The 16792-nt window shown below is 58.3% G+C and carries 15 protein-coding genes and 1 pseudogene; 3 read left to right on the forward strand and 13 right to left on the reverse strand.

Annotated elements, in window-relative coordinates; genetic code table 11:
- Positions 1-26 precede the first annotated feature (26 nt).
- From N7U68_RS17630 to N7U68_RS17685, 12 genes and pseudogenes are all read right to left on the reverse strand, one after another.
- Positions 27-449 carry a secondary thiamine-phosphate synthase enzyme YjbQ gene (locus tag N7U68_RS17630; RefSeq protein WP_263047666.1) on the reverse strand — a complete coding sequence of 141 codons (423 nt, stop codon included), beginning with the start codon at positions 447-449 and terminating at the stop codon, positions 27-29.
- A 31-nt stretch (positions 450-480) separates the two neighbouring features.
- Positions 481-729 carry a hypothetical protein gene (locus tag N7U68_RS17635; protein WP_165193363.1) on the reverse strand — a complete coding sequence of 83 codons (249 nt, stop codon included), beginning with the start codon at positions 727-729 and terminating at the stop codon, positions 481-483.
- 227 nt (positions 730-956) lie between these two features.
- On the reverse strand, positions 957-1259 hold the full coding sequence (locus N7U68_RS17640) for a hypothetical protein (protein WP_263047667.1): 303 nt from the start codon (positions 1257-1259) through the stop codon (positions 957-959).
- A 90-nt stretch (positions 1260-1349) separates the two neighbouring features.
- The gene (gene rpoD, locus N7U68_RS17645; protein ID WP_165193360.1) at positions 1350-3341 is read right to left on the reverse strand and encodes an RNA polymerase sigma factor RpoD; all 1992 of its coding nucleotides are present in this window, start codon (positions 3339-3341) and stop codon (positions 1350-1352) included.
- 116 nt (positions 3342-3457) lie between these two features.
- The gene (gene dnaG / locus N7U68_RS17650; RefSeq protein ID WP_263047668.1) at positions 3458-5401 is read right to left on the reverse strand and encodes a DNA primase; all 1944 of its coding nucleotides are present in this window, start codon (positions 5399-5401) and stop codon (positions 3458-3460) included.
- Between the two features lie 110 nt (positions 5402-5511).
- Positions 5512-5817 (reverse strand): hypothetical protein, encoded by a 306-nt coding sequence (locus N7U68_RS17655; RefSeq protein WP_263047669.1) that lies wholly within the window; start codon positions 5815-5817, stop codon positions 5512-5514.
- 42 nt (positions 5818-5859) lie between these two features.
- Entirely contained in the window at positions 5860-6411 is a 552-nt protein-coding gene (locus N7U68_RS17660) for a sarcosine oxidase subunit gamma (RefSeq protein ID WP_263047670.1), read from the reverse strand.
- On the reverse strand, positions 6404-9328 hold the full coding sequence (locus tag N7U68_RS17665) for a sarcosine oxidase subunit alpha family protein (protein ID WP_263047671.1): 2925 nt from the start codon (positions 9326-9328) through the stop codon (positions 6404-6406). The genes N7U68_RS17660 and N7U68_RS17665 overlap by 8 nt, the downstream gene beginning before the upstream one ends.
- Positions 9325-9597 (reverse strand): sarcosine oxidase subunit delta, encoded by a 273-nt coding sequence (locus tag N7U68_RS17670; protein ID WP_263047672.1) that lies wholly within the window; start codon positions 9595-9597, stop codon positions 9325-9327. Before N7U68_RS17670 ends, N7U68_RS17665 begins: the two co-directional genes overlap by 4 nt.
- A 1-nt stretch (position 9598) precedes the next feature.
- On the reverse strand, positions 9599-10108 hold the full coding sequence (locus tag N7U68_RS17675) for a hypothetical protein (RefSeq protein WP_263047673.1): 510 nt from the start codon (positions 10106-10108) through the stop codon (positions 9599-9601).
- Positions 10086-11339 (reverse strand): sarcosine oxidase subunit beta family protein, encoded by a 1254-nt coding sequence (locus tag N7U68_RS17680; protein WP_263047674.1) that lies wholly within the window; start codon positions 11337-11339, stop codon positions 10086-10088. Before N7U68_RS17680 ends, N7U68_RS17675 begins: the two co-directional genes overlap by 23 nt.
- A gap of 246 nt (positions 11340-11585) precedes the next feature.
- Positions 11586-13015: pseudogene (locus tag N7U68_RS17685) on the reverse strand (Glu/Leu/Phe/Val family dehydrogenase).
- Positions 13016-13336: 321 nt separating this feature from the next.
- Here N7U68_RS17685 and N7U68_RS17690 point away from each other — a divergent pair.
- The 3 genes from N7U68_RS17690 to N7U68_RS17700 are packed head-to-tail and all read left to right on the forward strand — an operon-like array spanning position 13337 to position 16190.
- Entirely contained in the window at positions 13337-15094 is a 1758-nt protein-coding gene (locus N7U68_RS17690) for a TadE/TadG family type IV pilus assembly protein (RefSeq protein ID WP_263047675.1), read from the forward strand.
- A complete protein-coding gene (locus N7U68_RS17695) occupies positions 15091-15627 on the forward strand; it encodes a TadE/TadG family type IV pilus assembly protein (protein WP_165193346.1) in 537 nt (178 codons plus the stop codon). The genes N7U68_RS17690 and N7U68_RS17695 overlap by 4 nt, the downstream gene beginning before the upstream one ends.
- Positions 15627-16190, forward strand: coding sequence for a TadE/TadG family type IV pilus assembly protein (locus tag N7U68_RS17700; protein WP_165193345.1), 564 nt, complete (start codon positions 15627-15629; stop codon positions 16188-16190). The genes N7U68_RS17695 and N7U68_RS17700 overlap by 1 nt, the downstream gene beginning before the upstream one ends.
- Positions 16191-16251: 61 nt before the next feature.
- Here N7U68_RS17700 and N7U68_RS17705 read toward each other — a convergent pair whose 3' ends face one another.
- On the reverse strand, positions 16252-16725 hold the full coding sequence (locus N7U68_RS17705; RefSeq protein ID WP_165193343.1) for a hypothetical protein: 474 nt from the start codon (positions 16723-16725) through the stop codon (positions 16252-16254).
- Between the last annotated feature and the right edge of the window lie 67 nt (positions 16726-16792).

The following is a 16792-nucleotide window of genomic DNA, read 5'->3' on the forward strand; positions in this document are numbered from 1 at the left end:
GGAAAAGGTGTGCGTCGCGCTCGGGGTCAATCGATAAAGCTATCGAGTAGCAGGTGGGCCGCCACGTGTCGTTGGTGCGGTGCATTTCGGTGCTCAAACAGGTAAATACCCTGCCACGTGCCGAGCCGCAGATGCCCATTCTGAACTGGTATGCTCAGGCTCACGGGCAGCACTGCCGCCTTGATGTGCGCTGGCATGTCGTCTGGACCCTCGTAGGTATGCGTGAGATATGACATCGCAGGATCGGTTGTCGGCGGGACCAGCCGTTCGAAATATGCGCGCAGATCGGTCTGCACCTCTGGATCGGCGTTTTCCTGAATAATTAACGAACAGGATGTATGTTGTACGAGGAGGGTCAGTAGCCCATCACCGCTGACCCACTCAGCTATTTCACGAGTGAATTCATATAGGCCCGGTCCACGGGTCGCGATGGAAAAGCTTGTGTGCATGGCCCAAATCTGGACCACGTAAGCGGGACGTTCAAGCGTCGATCACGCACACCGTTTCAGCATCGTCGGCCATGCCAAAGAGATCCGGTACCCATGTGCCATCGTCTGTGTAAACGGCGCGTTCCTCAAGTTGGGACAGGGTCTGGCGGCATTCGGCCAATTCATCCGCAGCCACGCGGATTTCGATGATGTTCGGTTCGAACATCCCGGTTTCATCGTCAGCGATGGCCCAACCGGCCAAGGGCAGGCACAGCATTAAAATAGCAGCAAAGCGTGACATTGTATTCTCCCATTGTCTTACCCATACAACGGCGCTGGTAAGCAAAAGGTTTCATGTCCATGGGCAAATACTGCGTGAAAGGCTAAAATTCCTGCTAAACCCGCCCTTTAAGCCTGCGATATCAGCCAGCCCGATAGCGATGATTTCACAGAGTCCCGGCAAACGCGCAGCAGTGCAAGGACGAGCGATCCTTCATCATCGGCCATCTCGATCGAGCTGCTGTGCGCTCAACGTGAACAGCGCGACATCATCAGACCAAGGGTTTCCAACTCAAAAAGATAATCTTCAAATACCGGTAGAAGGCGGTCTTGGAGTTCTGCCATCTTCAGAAACTGCGCACGTTCTTTACCAGTGAATTCCAGTCCAATCTTGCGGTAATCCAATTTTTGCATGGAAATGAACATGCCGGAAAACCCTTGGCTCGCTTGGCTGACAGGACCAGAGAGCGCCGCGCAATTGGCCTTTTGCTGGGCATTTGCGCCAGCGGCGATCATTACACCAAGAAAACAGGCGGCAACCAATATACGCATTTTCGATTCTCCAAGGCGGCACTCCCCAGCGGCGCGCCGTGCTTTGCGATCATAGGAAGACTACTCAGGGTTGCAAGCTGCCTGACTAACTCACTGATCCAGAAAACTCCGCAACTTGCGCGACCGCGACGGGTGCTTGAGCTTGCGCAGGGCCTTGGCCTCGATCTGGCGGATACGTTCGCGGGTGACGCTGAACTGCTGGCCGACTTCCTCTAGGGTATGGTCGGTGTTCATCCCGATGCCAAAGCGCATGCGCAACACCCGTTCCTCACGTGGGGTGAGGGACGACAGGACGCGCGTGGTGGTTTCCTTCAGGTTGTCCTGAATGGCGCTGTCCAGCGGCAGAACCGCGTTCTTGTCCTCGATGAAATCGCCAAGCTGGCTGTCTTCTTCGTCGCCGATAGGCGTTTCCAGCGAAATAGGTTCCTTGGCGATCTTCATCACCTTGCGGACCTTCTCCAGCGGCATTTGCAGCTTTTCTGCCAACTCCTCTGGTGTCGGTTCGCGGCCAATCTCGTGCAGCATCTGGCGCCCGGTGCGGACCAGTTTGTTGATCGTTTCGATCATATGGACCGGAATACGGATGGTGCGGGCCTGATCGGCGATGGAGCGCGTGATCGCCTGACGGATCCACCATGTCGCATAGGTCGAGAACTTGTAGCCGCGGCGATACTCGAACTTGTCCACGGCTTTCATCAGGCCGATGTTGCCCTCTTGAATCAGATCGAGGAATTGCAGACCGCGGTTGGTGTATTTCTTAGCGATCGAAATGACGAGACGCAGGTTGGCTTCGACCATTTCCTTCTTGGCCAGCCGCGCTTCGCTCTCGCCTTTTTGGACTTGATTCACGATGCGGCGGAATTCGGGGATATCAAGGCCGACATACTGCCCGACCTGTGCCATGTCGGCGCGCAACTCTGCCACTTTCTCGGGCGAGCGTTCCATGAACATCTGCCAGCCGCGCCCGGATTTGGCTGCCATATCTTCCAACCAAGTGGGGTCAAGCTCGCGTCCGCGGTATTCGTCGATGAACTCGCGACGGTTGATGCGCGCCTGATCGGCCAGTTTCACCATCGCCGAGTCAATCATCATGATCCGGTGATTGATACCATAAAGCTGGTCAATCAATGCCTCGATCCGATTGTTATGCAGGTGCAGAGAGTTCACCAACTCGACAATCTCGGAGCGCAGGACCTGATAGGTGTCTTCTTGTTTGGACGAAAACGAGCCGTCCTCATTCAACGTCGCCGAAATGCGGCTGTCCTGCATCTCGCTCAGCTTGATATAGTCATCGGCGATGCGATCAAGCGTCTCCAGCACGGCAGGCTTCAGCGCAGCTTCCATCGCGGCGAGGCTCATGTTGGCCTGTTCGTCCTCATCGTCGTCATCGTCATCGGCGATAGGATTGCCATCAGCGTCGAGTTCCTGCGTGTCGCCCTCGGCTTTGGGGGTGCTGGTCGAGGATGGCGGGGCCGACACATTGGCGGCCTCGACCACCGGTTCGCCATCGTCGCCCATCTGGTTGCCAAACGTCGTTTCCAGATCGATCACATCGCGCAGCAGGATATCCTCGCCCAGAAGTTCGTCGCGCCAGATGGTGATTGCCTGAAAGGTCAGCGGGCTTTCGCACAGGCCCGCGATCATGGTGTTGCGGCCGGCCTCGATACGTTTGGCGATGGCAATCTCGCCTTCGCGGCTGAGCAACTCAACACTGCCCATCTCGCGCAGATACATGCGCACCGGATCATCAGTGCGGTCGAGTTTCTCTTCCTTACCAGAGCCGAGAACGATCTCGCCCCGCTTGCCGGTTTCGGCGAGAGCAGTTGATCTCTGCTCTTCTTCCTCGACTTCATCGGCTTCGATGATGTTGATGCCCATCTCGGACAGCATCGACATGACGTCTTCGATCTGCTCCGAGTTGACCTGATCCGGCGGCAGCGCCTTGTTCAACTGGTCATAGGTGATGAAGCCTTTTTCCCGTGCCTCCGCGATCATTTTCTTGATCGCAGCCTGACTCATGTCCAAGGACATTTCGGCGTCCTGATCGTCTGGCTTCTGGTCGTCGTTGTCCTTGGCGGCCATAAAATTCTCCTGAGAGCTGAGGCGCGGGTGATTCGCTAGAAACGAATCATCAGTTTCGTGTACTGATTCGCAACCCGTTTACCCTGTTTTTGTTAAGTATTATTCCCCAAGTGACCTCAACGGCGCGTTTTGGAGAAGCTGATCTTGTCCAGAAGTGCATCAAATTCCTCGCGCTCACCACGATTGATTCGCGCGCCGTTCTCGGCGAAGTCATATTCAGCCTTGTCTTCGTGCTGGCTGCGCACGGCCCGGTTGCGTGCTTCTGCGGCTTGTCCCAGGCGCCATGTCACGGCCTCATCGGCAAGACCCATCATATCTTCTGCCGCGTCCACGATTTCGGCCTTCAAGCCACGTGTCGCGGCAATTTTGGCCAGTTCCTCGGCAACTGTCATCTGGGCAAGCTCGGCGTTGCCGGGTTGGCGCACTGGCGGTGTTATGGCGACATGGGGCAGTGTCATCAACTTTTCAAGGGTGTCGGACCCCAGAGACCGGTCTATTTCAGCGCGAAGGGTATCGCTGCCATTTGCGGCATGATGCAACAGCAGGTCGCGTAGTTGTGCGTGTAGTGGGTCGCGGCATTCCAGATGTTCAAGCGGGGTTTCGAACTGGGTGCAGATTTCAGGTGTCGCCACCAGAGACGCAAGGATCACGGCCTCACGCATATGGTCTTGTGCGCGGTTGCCGGACGTGGCCAACATGGAGGATTTTGTGCTGGCGCGGGCGGACATTTCGGGTTTTGTCCAGCGGGGATCGCCATTTTTCCGCGGGCCTTTGCGCGGCGAAAACAGTTGCCAACGCAAATCTTTGATCGCTTGACCGTAATGGGTGCGGATCGAAGGATCACGGATCAGTTTGATTTTCTCTCGCAGGACCTTGTCCAGCGCGGCCTTGCGCTCGGGGCTGTCGAAAACCCGCCCTTCGGTCTCGCGCTGCCACAACAGTTGCACCATCGGCAGCGCGCCTTCCAGCAGCTTTTGCACAGCGCCCTTGCCTTCGGCGCGCAGAATGTCATCGGGATCCTTGCCTTCGGGCATCAGGGCAAAGCGCAGGGATTTGCCCGCCTCCAGCAATGGCAGTGCCAGATCAATCACCCGATGCGCGGCGGCCAGTCCGGCGCGATCCCCGTCCAGCGCCATGATCGGTTCATCCGTGACGCGCCACAGCAACTGTAACTGGTTATCGGTAATGGCTGTGCCCAGAGGGGCCACAGCCGCGCCAAAGCCAGCCTGAGATAGTGCGATCACGTCCATGTAACCTTCGGCCACGATCAGCGGCGCGCCTTTACCCGTAGCTTCGCGGGCGGGCGCATAATTGTACAGGGTACGAGATTTGTCGAAAAGCTCGGTTTCGGGCGAATTGAGGTACTTGGCGTTGTCGTTTGGGTCCATCGCGCGTCCGCCGAACGCGATGCAGCGCCCGCGTGCATCACGGATCGGAAACATGATGCGGTTGCGGAACACATCATAGGGCTTGCCGCCCTTGGTGCTGGGGCGGGCGAGGCCGCACTCCATGATCAACTCGGGTGTCGTGCCTTTCCCGGTCAGGTGGTCCCAGAGGTTCTGCCAGCCATCCGGCGCAAAACCGATTTCGAACTGGTCCTGTGTGGCGGCGTCCAGTCCACGCTGGTCCAGATACGCGCGCGCTGCCGCCCCGGCACCCGTTTTCAACGCGAGGCGGAAATACTGCACAGCGTGTTCCATCACCTCGATGAGTTGGGTGCGCTTGTCCGCCTTGGCCTGAGCCTGCGGGTCGCGTTCGGGCATGGGCATGCCTGCCTCACCTGCCAGAATGCGCACTGCGTCGATAAATTCAACGTTCTCGGTTTCGCGGACAAAGCTGATCGCGTCGCCCTTGGCGTGACACCCAAAGCAGTAATAGAACCCCTTTTGATCATCCACGTGAAAACTGGCGGTTTTCTCGTGGTGGAACGGGCAGGGGGCCCACATATCGCCTTTGCCGGGATTCGACTTTCGATTGTCCCACATCACCTTGCGTCCGACCACATGGGTCAGCGAGGTACGCGTACGCAATTCATCTAGGAAACCGGGGGGCAAAGACATTGCACTAATATGGGCTGAGTCGGCGCCATAGCCAAGATGGGCTGCGATTAGATAAGTCGCGTGGTGTGATCGCGGAACTGCCGCGCACCCTACGGGGTCGTCATTGTGACTCAGTTATGCGCCAGACATGCCTTTTCAAACGCGGTGGCCGCTTCATCAGTGAGTTGATCCTCGGGCAGGGTGTAAACCCATTCGACCAGCATTGGCACTGCCGCGTCATATTTCTCTTCGATCCCACCCTCGTCAGAAGTCAGGAAATCTGTGGCGCCTTCTTGTGTATTGCCGCCGTTGCGCTCGCCGACAGCGCGCGAAACGATGCCGGCCGTGGCGGCGCAATTGGCTGCCTTATCATCTGTGGCATAGGCACTTGCGGGCACCAAGAGAACGAGCGAGACGATGGCGGCGGTGCGGAACATGGCGATACCCTGACTGGTGTGGCGTTTCAGGCTACCATCCTGTCAGACCCCTGCACGGGCCGCAACGCCCTGCATCGCAGTTTTCAGATCATGGGCGAGTGTCTGCGCAAAAGCGCGAAAGACCATGATCTGCCAACTTTGCGCGCCGATGCGTGTCAGTGAGGCGTTCATGTGCATCAGGTCGGTGCGTGCCGTGTGCCCGGTCCTGAAATGCCTGTCACGCAGATCAAGAGGGACCAGCCGTGCCAGCACATTCGCTGCCCCCGGCCCGGTCAGGCGGACCACAGCCCAACCGTCGGACTGATCAGTGAGCGCCGCGTGATCGACGAGTACCGGATCAGGTGCAGGACCAATCAGCAACGCCTGACGCTGGCCGAACCAAACCGCGCGGTTGCCTTCCTTGCCGGTTGTACGGTTCGGCGCGGGAAACGCCATCCCATGCGCTGCCTTCAGCGACGCGGATGCCGCATCATCCTTGCCCTTATAGGGGCTGATCGACGTGATCGTTCCCACGTGTGCTTCGGACAGGACAAGATCACCGATTTCGATCGGCAATAAACCCTGACAGGGTGTTTTGGCGATAAGCTCAGTCACGAGTATGGCCTCCATCCGGGTCGAATTGAACGGGGTCCTGCACTTTGACCAAGGTTTCGACGCCGCGCAGATGATCGACCATGCGCACCACCTCGCCATGTCGGTCAAGGCCATCGCGGAGGAACCCAAGCCCCAGAAAACAGCCGAATGTCGGTGAGAACCCGACAGAGGTGATGTAACCCTGATCATGGCTGCGCACGGCATCGTCCCCCTGATTGAACAGATGCGCGCCGCTGGTCAGTTCCTTGACCGCTCCAACCGGCGTCAAACCGACCAGTTGCTCGCGCCCGTCCTCGATCAATCCGGGGCGCGCTGCCGCCGCCTTGCCGATGCAATCCTTTTTGGCGCTGATCATCCGGGCCATACCGATGTCGCCCGCCGTGATGCGCCCGTGGATTTCTGCATGGGTGATGAACCCCTTTTCGATGCGCAGAACATTCAGGGCCTCCATCCCGTAGGGGCCGCCGTCCAGTGCCTCGGCGCGGGTCAGCAGATCGCGAAACAGGGCGTCGCCATAACGTGCCGGAACAGCCAGCTCATAGCCGTGCTCTCCCGAGAACGAAATGCGGAAGAGACGCGCGCTGATATCGCCCAGAGCGACCCGACCGCATCCCATGAATGGCAGTTCGGGATTTTCTGCGCCCAGAAGATCGTCCAGCAGGGTGCGGGATTTCGGCCCGGCGATGGCAAATTGTGCCCATTGTTCGGTCACCGACATGATCCGCACATCCAGATGCGGAACAAGGCATTGATGCACGAATTCCAGATGTCGCATCACCTGTCCCGCCGCCGCCGTCGTGGTGGTTAGCAAATAGTGTGCCTGACCCATCCGCGCGCATGTGCCATCGTCCATGACATGGCCATCCTCACGCAGCATCAGCCCATAACGCACGTGCCCCACGTTTAGCGTCGACATCCTGTTGGTGTAGACCAAATCAAGCAGCATGGCGGCATCGGGCCCCTGAATGTCGATCTTGCCCAAGGTCGAGACATCGGCCACCCCAACCGCACCGCGCACCATGTTCACTTCGCGGTCACAGGATTGCCGCCAATGAGTCTCGCCTTTCTGAGGGAAGTAGCTGGGCCGATACCATAAACCCGCTTCGACCATCGGCGCGTTGCGCTCGACCGTCGCGACGTGGCTGGTCATAAAACGTTCCGGAGCGAACCCCTTACCCTGCGCGCCTGACCCCATCGCGGCGATTGCGACAGGCACATAAGGAGGGCGGAATGTGGTTGTGCCCGTTTCTGGAATACCGCGCCCGGTGGCGTCGGCCAGCACCGCGAGGGCGGCCACGTTGGAACTCTTGCCCTGATCCGTGGCCATACCCTGGGTGGTGTAACGTTTCATATGCTCGACCGAGCGGAAATTTTCGGTGGCGGCCTGTTTCACGTCCTTGACCGTCACATCGTTCTGGAAATCCAGCCATGCGCGCCCTTTGCCCGGCACGGCCCAGAGTGGGGTGATGTCATAGGTGCTGTCTTCGGCCTTGGGGATGTCGATCTGCGGCGCCTTCAGCCCCAACTCCACCAGCACCTCTGCCGCTGCCGTTGCGCCGCTTTCCAGACAGGCGCGAGTCGAGAAATCGCCCCGGCATGCGCCGGCCGTGATCATCCCCGGTATGGCCCCGTCGGTGGGCACAAAGGCGGCAATGTCCGGGTTCCAGACCGGTCGTCCGTTCATGTGGCAGGTCAAATGCACTGCCGGGTTCCAGCCGCCCGACATCGCGAGGCATTCGGTCTGCACCTTGTCCATACCAGATGCGCGACTGATGGTGATGGCCTCCAGCCCCTTTCTGCCCTCGGCATTGCATACCTGCGCACCTGCGTAGAACGGCACGTCAAGATCCGTCGTGGCGTGGTGGCGCGCATCGATCAAGGCGCTGACATGAATGCCTGCCGCGATCAGGTCTGCCGCTGTCCGGTGTGCATCGTCGGTGTTGCCGAACACGGCCACGTTGCGCCCCGCCGCGACGCCCCAACGATTGAGATAGCTGCGCACGGCGCTGGCCATCATAATGCCGGGGCGATCATTGTTCTGAAACGCCACAGGGCGCTCCATCGCGCCAGCTGCAAGAATGCAACGTTTGGTCACGATCCGCCAGAAACACTCGCACGGGGCACCGGGGCGTGCCGCCTGGTCCGGTGCCAGACGTTCCAGAGCGCCATAGGTGCCACCATCATATGCGCCCGTTACAGTCGTGCGCACCATGATCCGGACATTGGACATGGCGGCCAGATCATCGGCCAGATCGGTCGCCCATTGCGCCCCCGGTATGCCGTCCACTTCCAACTGTTCAGATTTTAAACGCCCGCCGGGGTGGGTGTCCTCATCGACGATGATCACGTCGGCCCCGGCCTCTGCCGCCACCTGTGCGGCCATCAGACCCGCCGGACCTGCACCGATCACCAGTAGATCGCAATGCGCCCATGCGCGCTCGTATTTCTCGGACGGCGCGTCGCCGGACAAGGCCCCCAGACCCGCTGCTCGGCGGATGATCGGCTCATAGACCGTTTCCCAAAATTTGCGCGGCCACATGAATGTCTTGTAGTAAAACCCGGCCCCGAGAAAGGGTGCGGCCAGATCATTGACGGCCATTACGTCCCAGCCCAGCGAAGGCCAGCGGTTCTGGCTGCGTGCAATTAACCCCTCGTGCAATTCCAGCGTGGTGGCACGCACATTTGGTTCCTGCGCCGGGCCAAGACCCGTGGTCACAAGGGCGTTCGGTTCCTCGCTGCCTGCGGTCAGTACACCACGCGGGCGGTGATATTTGAACGAGCGGCCCATCAGACGAATATCATTCGCCAGAAGAGCAGATGCTAACGTATCGCCCGCGAACCCCTGATAGCGGTGTCCATCGAAGGTAAAGTTGATCGGCTGTGTGCGATCAATCTGGCCCTTCCCGTCGATCCTCATGGCCGTGCCTCAGCCAGACTGCTGGCAAGTTCGGTGCCGTAAACCTCGTGTGTGACCGTGTTCCGGGTCACGACGATCCATGCGGTGCAACCGCTTTCGTGATACCACAGGTCGCGGGTCGTGCCCGCAGGGTTGTCGCGGTTATGCAGGTAGTCATCCCACGCCTGCGGTCCAGCATCGGGTTCTGGCCGCTCCAGTGCAACGGCGTCGCCCATGTAAGTGAACTCGCGGCGGTCGCGGGCACCGCAGATGGGGCAATTCAACCGCATATCAGTTCTCTACCTGAGCCATACACTGCACTTCGTCGACCCGGTTCAGCCGATATTTGACTTGTGTACCGGGAAATTCCGCAATGTTGATGGCACCGCCGCACTCTTCTGTATCGCCAACCCAAAGGCCTTCGGTTGCGATGGTGAGGGCGCTGTCAGTTTCGCGTGTGACGACAAACGATCCGCCATCGCAATCCACCGCGCATCCCTTGTGCCCTTCGCCGGTTTCAAAGCAAACCAACCCTTGATCAAGCCGTTGGGCGCCATGTCCATCGCGTTTGACATGACCTTGATTGGCAAAATCGACGAGGAGCCAAGCGTGTCGTTCCGGGGTGCCGGTAAAATCCTGATCCTGAATCCACAGCCAAACGGCGCGTGCCACCTGATCGGGATACTTGTCCAGATGCGCCTTACTGTATTCTCGCGCATAACAGCCCGGTGTCGGACCTTGCTGCGCGGTGGCCATGCCGGTCAGGGCGATTGCGAGGCTAGTGTAGATTATGTTGCGCACCGGTTCCCTCCTCATCCATCAATCCGCGTCCAGTGCGGAACCGATCCAGCCGATATCGCGCTGCGGGTTCGTGATGCGTATCCGTTGCCACCAGATGGGCCATTGAATAGCCGGATCCGGGGACCGCCTTGAACCCACCGTAGCACCAGCCACAATCAATATAGAGCCCGTCGGTGCCAGTCTTGTCGATAATGGGCGAGCCGTCGGGCGTCATGTCCATGATGCCGCCCCAACTGCGCAACACCTTGGCCTTGCCGATCATCGGCATCAGGGTCATGCCCGCTTCCATCACATGCTCGGCCATCGGCAGGTTGCCGCGTGCCGCATAGGAGGCGTAGAAATCCAGATCGCCGCCAAACACCAGCCCGCCCTTATCCGATTGGCTAATATAGAAATGCCCCATGCCGAAGCTGACGACATGGTTAATGCAGGGTTTCAGCCCCTCTGTGACAAAGGCTTGCAAGACGTGGCTCTCGATTGGCAGTCGCATGCCCGCCATCGCCGCAACCTGCCCCGAACGGCCAGCGACAATGATTGCCACCTTCTTGGCCTTGATCGCGCCGCGCGTGGTCTGCACACCTTTGACAGTCCCTGCCTCGATATCAATGCCTGTCACTTCGCAGTTCTGGATCAGGTCGACGCCCCGATCGCTTGCCCCGCGGGCGTAGCCCCATGCCACAGCATCATGCCGCGCGGTCCCGGCCCGCTGTTGCAAGAGGCCGCCATAGATCGGGAACCGTGCATTGTGGTAATCGAGGTAAGGGAGCATCCGGCGCACATCGGCACGGCTGAGCAACTCTGCATCGTCGCCCTGATTGATCATCGCGTTGCCGCGCCGCACACCTGCATCTCGTTGACCGTCGGAATGAAACAGCACGATCTGCCCGCGTTGTGAGTGCATGACGTTATAGTTGAGGTCAGCCTCCATGCCCTCCCACAGTTTGAGTGAATGCGAATAAAATTCAGAGTTGCCGGGCATCATGTAGTTGGCGCGCACGATGGTTGTGTTGCGCCCCACGTTACCGCCGCCGAGATAACCCTTTTCCAACACTGCGACATTGGTGATGCCGTGGTTCTTGGCCAAGTAATACGCAGTGGCCAGCCCGTGACCGCCCGCGCCGATGATTACGACATCGTAGGCATCCTTTGGCGCTGCATCGCGCCAATGTGCGTCCCAGCCACGGTTGCCGGACAGCCCTTCCTTTAGAACGCGCCAGCCTGAAAAGCCCATGCGCTGTCTCCCTGTTGGTCACACCGACTTGATCAATTCGCGGCGCGAAATGCAACCGCCATGGCCGTTAACCGAAGGGGCAGCACGGACCGACTGTTGGCGATCGGTTTCTTCGTGTTCTTCAAAGGTATCCGAAGGCGCGCGCGGAGCGTTCGGTCCGACCGCACCCTGACAGATCATCATCTACAAATGAAATGGGCGGCCAATCCGGGGCCGCCCATTTTTCGTTTTGCAGGTGAGGGCGCCTTAGAGGCCCAGTGCGCGGTAGCTCGATGCGACTTTGTCGATCGAGACCAGATAGGCCGCAGTGCGCAGATCGTTTACATCCTTGCGTCCGTGCCATGTCTCGCGCATCGACTGGTAGGCAGCGCGCATCGTATCGTCCAGGCCCGAGCGCACAAGCTCCAGCTCGCCGGCACCACGCAGGTACTTTTGTTTGAACCCATCGGTCAGGGTCCAGCCCAGTTCTTTGTCCGCGCTCAGCGTTTCCAGTTCATCGACCAGCAACTGGTGGCGCGCCTCTTCTTGACGTCGTCCCATCCGGCCAAACCGGATATGGCTCAGGTTCTTGACCCACTCGAAATAGGACACCGTCACACCGCCCGCGTTGGCAAACATATCAGGGATGATGACACAGCCCTTCTCGCGCAGTATTTCATCTGCACCCGCGGTCACCGGGCCATTCGCCGCCTCGATGATCAGCGGGGCCTGAATGTTGGCGGCATTGTCCATGTGGATGACCCCCTCCAGTGCGGCGGGTATCAGAATATCGCAGGCGCTTTCTAGAACGCTCGCACCGTTCTCGATATGTTTGGCGTCCGCATACCCGGTGATGCCGCCATGTTTGGCGATCCAGCTGTGCACTGCTTCGACGTTGAGACCCTTTTCATTCACCAATGCGCCATCACGCTCGATGATCCCGGTGATCACGCAGCCATCTTCTTCGCTCAGGAATTTGGCGGCGTGGTACCCCACGTTGCCGAGGCCCTGCACGATGACCTTCTTGCCATCGAGCGTGCCGCTCAGGCCAGCGGCCTTGATGTCTTCGGGATGGCGGAAAAATTCCTGCAATGCATACTGCACACCCCGGCCCGTGGCCTCGGTCCGGCCCTGAATGCCACCGGCATTCACGGGTTTGCCAGTGACGCAGGCGCGGCTGTTGATGTCAGTGGTGTTCATCCGGCGGTACTGGTCGGCGATCCACGCCATTTCGCGCTCGCCCGTGCCCATGTCGGGGGCCGGAACGTTCTGGCTGGGGTGGATCAGGTCGCGTTTGGCCAGTTCGTAGGCAAAGCGGCGGGTGATCCGTTCCAGTTCATGTTCGTCCCATTCACGCGGATCGATGCGCAACCCCCCTTGGAGCCGCCGAAAGGTGCCTCTACCAAAGCACATTTGTAGGTCATCAGCGCGGCAAGCGCCTCGACCTCATCTTGGTTGACGCCCATCGCATAGCGGATGCCGCCCTTGACCGGTTCCATATGTTCCGAATGAACCGAGCGATAGCCGGTGAAGGTGTGGATCTGCCCGCGCAGGCGAACGCCGAAGCGCACCGTGTATGTCGCGTTGCAGACCCGGATCTTTTCTTCCAGCCCCGGGGGCAGGTCCATCAGCGCCACCGCGCGGTTGAACATCAGATCGACACTCTCACGGAAACTTGGTTCTTTTGCGCTGGCCATTTGGTCCCTCCCTGCACGCAGGTCCGGCTCTTTCGGACACTGGTGTGTATGACGCTGATTGCTAAGACATGGTTAAACCCTGACGCCCTTTTGTCCAGTGATCCCTGACCGGGTCGCGACATAAACCCGTTGCAGCCACCTTTTTCCGGGCATTGTCCCGGGCGGGGAAACAGTAGGCGGATGATCGGTAAAATGTTGATAAATATCATAGTTTTCACCAATGTTTTGCTCGATTTGGCCCTAATTTCGCCACAGTGGTAGGTGATTAAAAGGATGAGCAATTCCGTGTCGGATTGCGATACTGGTCTGTGAGGTAAACAAGTGAAACGTCATCGTTCGCAGTTCCGTTCGTCTGTTGGCGACGCCATCATGCGCCCGAACCGTATGTCGACCCGATCCCATTCATGGTTGCGGGGCTTTGCCCGTGACGAGGATGGTGCGGTGATCGTGTTTTCATTTTTCATTCTGATCATGATGCTTGTCGCGGGTGGTATCGCCATTGACATATCGCGCCAAGAGATGGAGCGCGCGCGCCTTCAAAACACACTGGACAATGCGGTGTTGGCAGCCGCGGGCGCACCGTTTGGTGCTGATCCCAAGGCCATCGTCGAGGACTATTTCGCCAAGGCGCAGATGACCGATTACCTGCATGAGATCGACGACGATGGTGAGGGCGAGGATGACATCGTGACCACGCTGAACTCCAGCATGGTCAAAGCCAGCGCGTCGAAAGAGATGAACACGCACTTGATGCATCTGAGTGGCGTGAAAACACTTACGGCAACCGCAGCATCGGTGGCTGTTCGCCGTGTGCCGAAACTTGAGGTCGCGATGGTCCTCGACGTTTCGGGTTCGATGGGCAGCAACAGAAAGCTTACCAATCTGAAAGCGGCTGCCAAGACTTTTGTCACGACGATCCTGAACAGTTCAGAGCATGGTGACAGTGTGATTTCAGTCGTGCCGTTCAGCTGGAATGTCGCACCGGGCGAGGGCATCTATGAGGCGCTGACTGTCAATGAGACGCATCACTACTCGACCTGTCTGCGGTTCGACGAGAATGATTACAATTCGGCCAGCATCGACCCCGATGCGACCTACGACCAGCAAATCTATACATCACTTTACGGCAGTTTCGACAACCTGACCGCCAGCTGGAGGTCGTGCTTTACTGAAGACCGGGCCGAGATCACACCCTATTCGATCAGCGAGAGTAACCTGCATACCAAGATCGATTCGCTGCATGCCGACGGCAATACGTCCGGACATTTGGGGATGAAGTGGGGGGCTGCGCTGCTCGATCCCAAATTCCACTCCGTCGCAACCTCGCTACGAGGGGCTGAACTGATTGATGATGAACTGACGGATATTCCCGCCAGCTATACTGAGGCTGAAACACTCAAGGTCATCGTGATGATGGGCGACGGGCAAAATACGACGTCGTACCTGTTCAATGACAACAGCAGCTACCGCGGTCCCAACTCTGATCTTGTTCAGGTGAAGTGGCAGCAGATGGAGTTCAAATACGCGTACCATATCTACAAGCACAAAACGAGTTACAGCGAGAACAAATGCTCGAAGAAAAACTGGGAATGCGTGTACGAAGCTTCTGGTCCGGAGCAATCTGCAGAGTTCCTGCATGATGTGCACGATGACCGCTATTGGAACATCCAAGAGGGCGAGTGGATCAGTGAATATGCGTTCAACCGTCTTGATGAAACGCTAGAGGGATTCATCAGCAGCGAGGCGCTGGACTGGGAAGAGGCCTGGGGCCGTATGTCGCCAGAGTATTACGGGGATATCACCGGTGATTGGGGGCCTTGGAACGATTACCGCAACTCGAATTCCGAGAACGGGTCGGACAAGGACGGCATGATGGACGACATCTGTACCGCGACCAAGAACAAAGGCGTCGTCGTCTACACCATCGGCTTTGAAATCAGCCGGGGCGGGACTGCCGAGACCGAGCTGAAAGACTGTGCGTCTTCTGCGGCCCACTACTATCGGGCGGAAGGCGTGAACATCAACGATGCGTTCAATTCGATTGCTTCGAACGTGGTGAACCTGAGGTTGACGCAATGATTAGTCTCATTCGAAGAACACTTCGGGCATTTCGCCGAAACGAAGATGGCAGCGCGTCTGTCGAATTCGTTCTCGTCTTTCCGATCTACCTTGGATTGATGATCATGTCGCTCGAACTGAGCATGATCACCTTGCGGCATGTAATGCTGGAGCGCGGGCTAGATATCGCTGTGCGCGATATTCGGCTCGGGACCGGTACAGCGCCGACGCATGACGCGATCAAGGATCGCATCTGCGAAGAGGCGCTGGTGATCAACGAATGCTCTACCAATCTGCGTCTGGAGATGGTGCCGTCAGATATGCGTAATCTGACGACGTTGGGTGGCGAAGTGATGTGCACCGAGCGCGAGGAACAGGGCGAACCAGTGCTTAGTTTTACGCCGGGCCAGCAAAACCAACTGATGTTCCTGCGTGCGTGCCTGCAATATGACCCGATTTTCCCCGCTTGGGAACTGGGGAGCCGACTGCAGAGCAGTGCCAGTGGCCAGTTGTCCATCGTATCAATGTCGGCATTCGTACAGGAGCCACTCTGATGTACACGCTTCCCCTGATCCAATGGTTCAAGCGGTTTCGCGACGATGAGACCGGGACTGTAACGCTTGAGACGGTGCTGACGCTGCCGTTGCTTTTCTGGGCGCTCGCAGCCACCTATGAGTTTTTCGAGTTGCACCGCTACAATTCTGCCCGTGATAAGGCGAGCTATACAATTGCCGATATGATCTCGCGTGAAATGCAGACGATTACACCGACCTATCTGGATAGTGCCAAGACCGTCTTTGACACAATGACCAATGACGAAGGTGACAATCAGATGCGGATCTCTGTGGTGAAATACGATGCGGACAGCGATCAATACGCTGTGCGCTGGTCCCAAGTTCGCGGCGACGGAACGTTTGATCCGCTTACCAACGCGGATGTGCGCAATTCGCACGAAACCTTGCCCGTCATGCGTGACGGAGAGGAGGTCATCGTGATGGAAAGCCGCTCGACTTATCCACCAATTTTCGATGTGGGCATCAATGATGGCATGATGATCGAAACCCGTGTTCTGACCAGCCCGCGTTTTGCCCCGCAGATCGTCTGGGAAAACGAATAGCTTATTTCTGCAAGTCATGCGTCCAGTATAGGGCGCCGATGCATCGAAAAGCGCAGGATGGTTAGTCGCGCTGCGCGATCATCGCAGATAGCATTTCTGCCATTGCCTTGGTCTGGGCGGCGGCGGCGACCCCGCCAACGCCGATCCGACGACCGTGGCGCCACCACATTCCGGGCTCCCATCGGTATGGTGCTTTGTGCGTCAAGCGCACCAGAAAGCCGTTTGATGGCTTGAACGCAAAGAATCCACGGTCCAGCGACTCGATCTGGGCCACTTCGGCCAGCACTTCACCGCTGTCGGTGCGCAACTGGGTTTCGGTCAATACCAACGTGCTGCGGGTCGCCCGGCGCAATCGTTCTGTCAGCCACAGGACGATCAGTCCAAATCCAATCAGAAACGCTTGAAGGCCAAAGTCTTGGGGCGGGCGGGCGATCGCGAGGTACAGGACGATCACGCCCAATACCAGCAGCGTTCCCACTGCAAAAATGCGTCGTGGTGCCGAGGCATGTACTATTATCAGAACGTCGTCTTGCATTGTTTGATCCCATTTGTCCGGCGGCATAGCGCGATACGGGTATCAATGCGAGGGCAAAGCTTGTGAG

Origin of the sequence: Roseovarius pelagicus (assembly GCF_025639885.1) — a bacterium.
GTDB classification, from domain to species: Bacteria; Pseudomonadota; Alphaproteobacteria; order Rhodobacterales; family Rhodobacteraceae; genus Roseovarius; species Roseovarius pelagicus.

Coding starts and splice junctions, on each gene's coding strand:
- dnaG (WP_263047668.1), bottom strand. CDS start 5,401: ATGTCTTTGCCCCCCGGTTTCCTAGATGAATTGCGTACGCGTACCTCG.
- N7U68_RS17705 (WP_165193343.1), bottom strand. CDS start 16,725: ATGCAAGACGACGTTCTGATAATAGTACATGCCTCGGCACCACGACGC.
- N7U68_RS17640 (WP_263047667.1), bottom strand. CDS start 1,259: ATGCGTATATTGGTTGCCGCCTGTTTTCTTGGTGTAATGATCGCCGCT.
- N7U68_RS17680 (WP_263047674.1), bottom strand. CDS start 11,339: ATGGGCTTTTCAGGCTGGCGCGTTCTAAAGGAAGGGCTGTCCGGCAAC.
- N7U68_RS17635 (WP_165193363.1), bottom strand. CDS start 729: ATGTCACGCTTTGCTGCTATTTTAATGCTGTGCCTGCCCTTGGCCGGT.
- N7U68_RS17665 (WP_263047671.1), bottom strand. CDS start 9,328: ATGAGGATCGACGGGAAGGGCCAGATTGATCGCACACAGCCGATCAAC.
- N7U68_RS17695 (WP_165193346.1), top strand. CDS start 15,091: ATGATTAGTCTCATTCGAAGAACACTTCGGGCATTTCGCCGAAACGAA.
- N7U68_RS17670 (WP_263047672.1), bottom strand. CDS start 9,597: ATGCGGTTGAATTGCCCCATCTGCGGTGCCCGCGACCGCCGCGAGTTC.
- N7U68_RS17630 (WP_263047666.1), bottom strand. CDS start 449: ATGCACACAAGCTTTTCCATCGCGACCCGTGGACCGGGCCTATATGAA.
- N7U68_RS17655 (WP_263047669.1), bottom strand. CDS start 5,817: ATGTTCCGCACCGCCGCCATCGTCTCGCTCGTTCTCTTGGTGCCCGCA.
- rpoD (WP_165193360.1), bottom strand. CDS start 3,341: ATGGCCGCCAAGGACAACGACGACCAGAAGCCAGACGATCAGGACGCC.
- N7U68_RS17700 (WP_165193345.1), top strand. CDS start 15,627: ATGTACACGCTTCCCCTGATCCAATGGTTCAAGCGGTTTCGCGACGAT.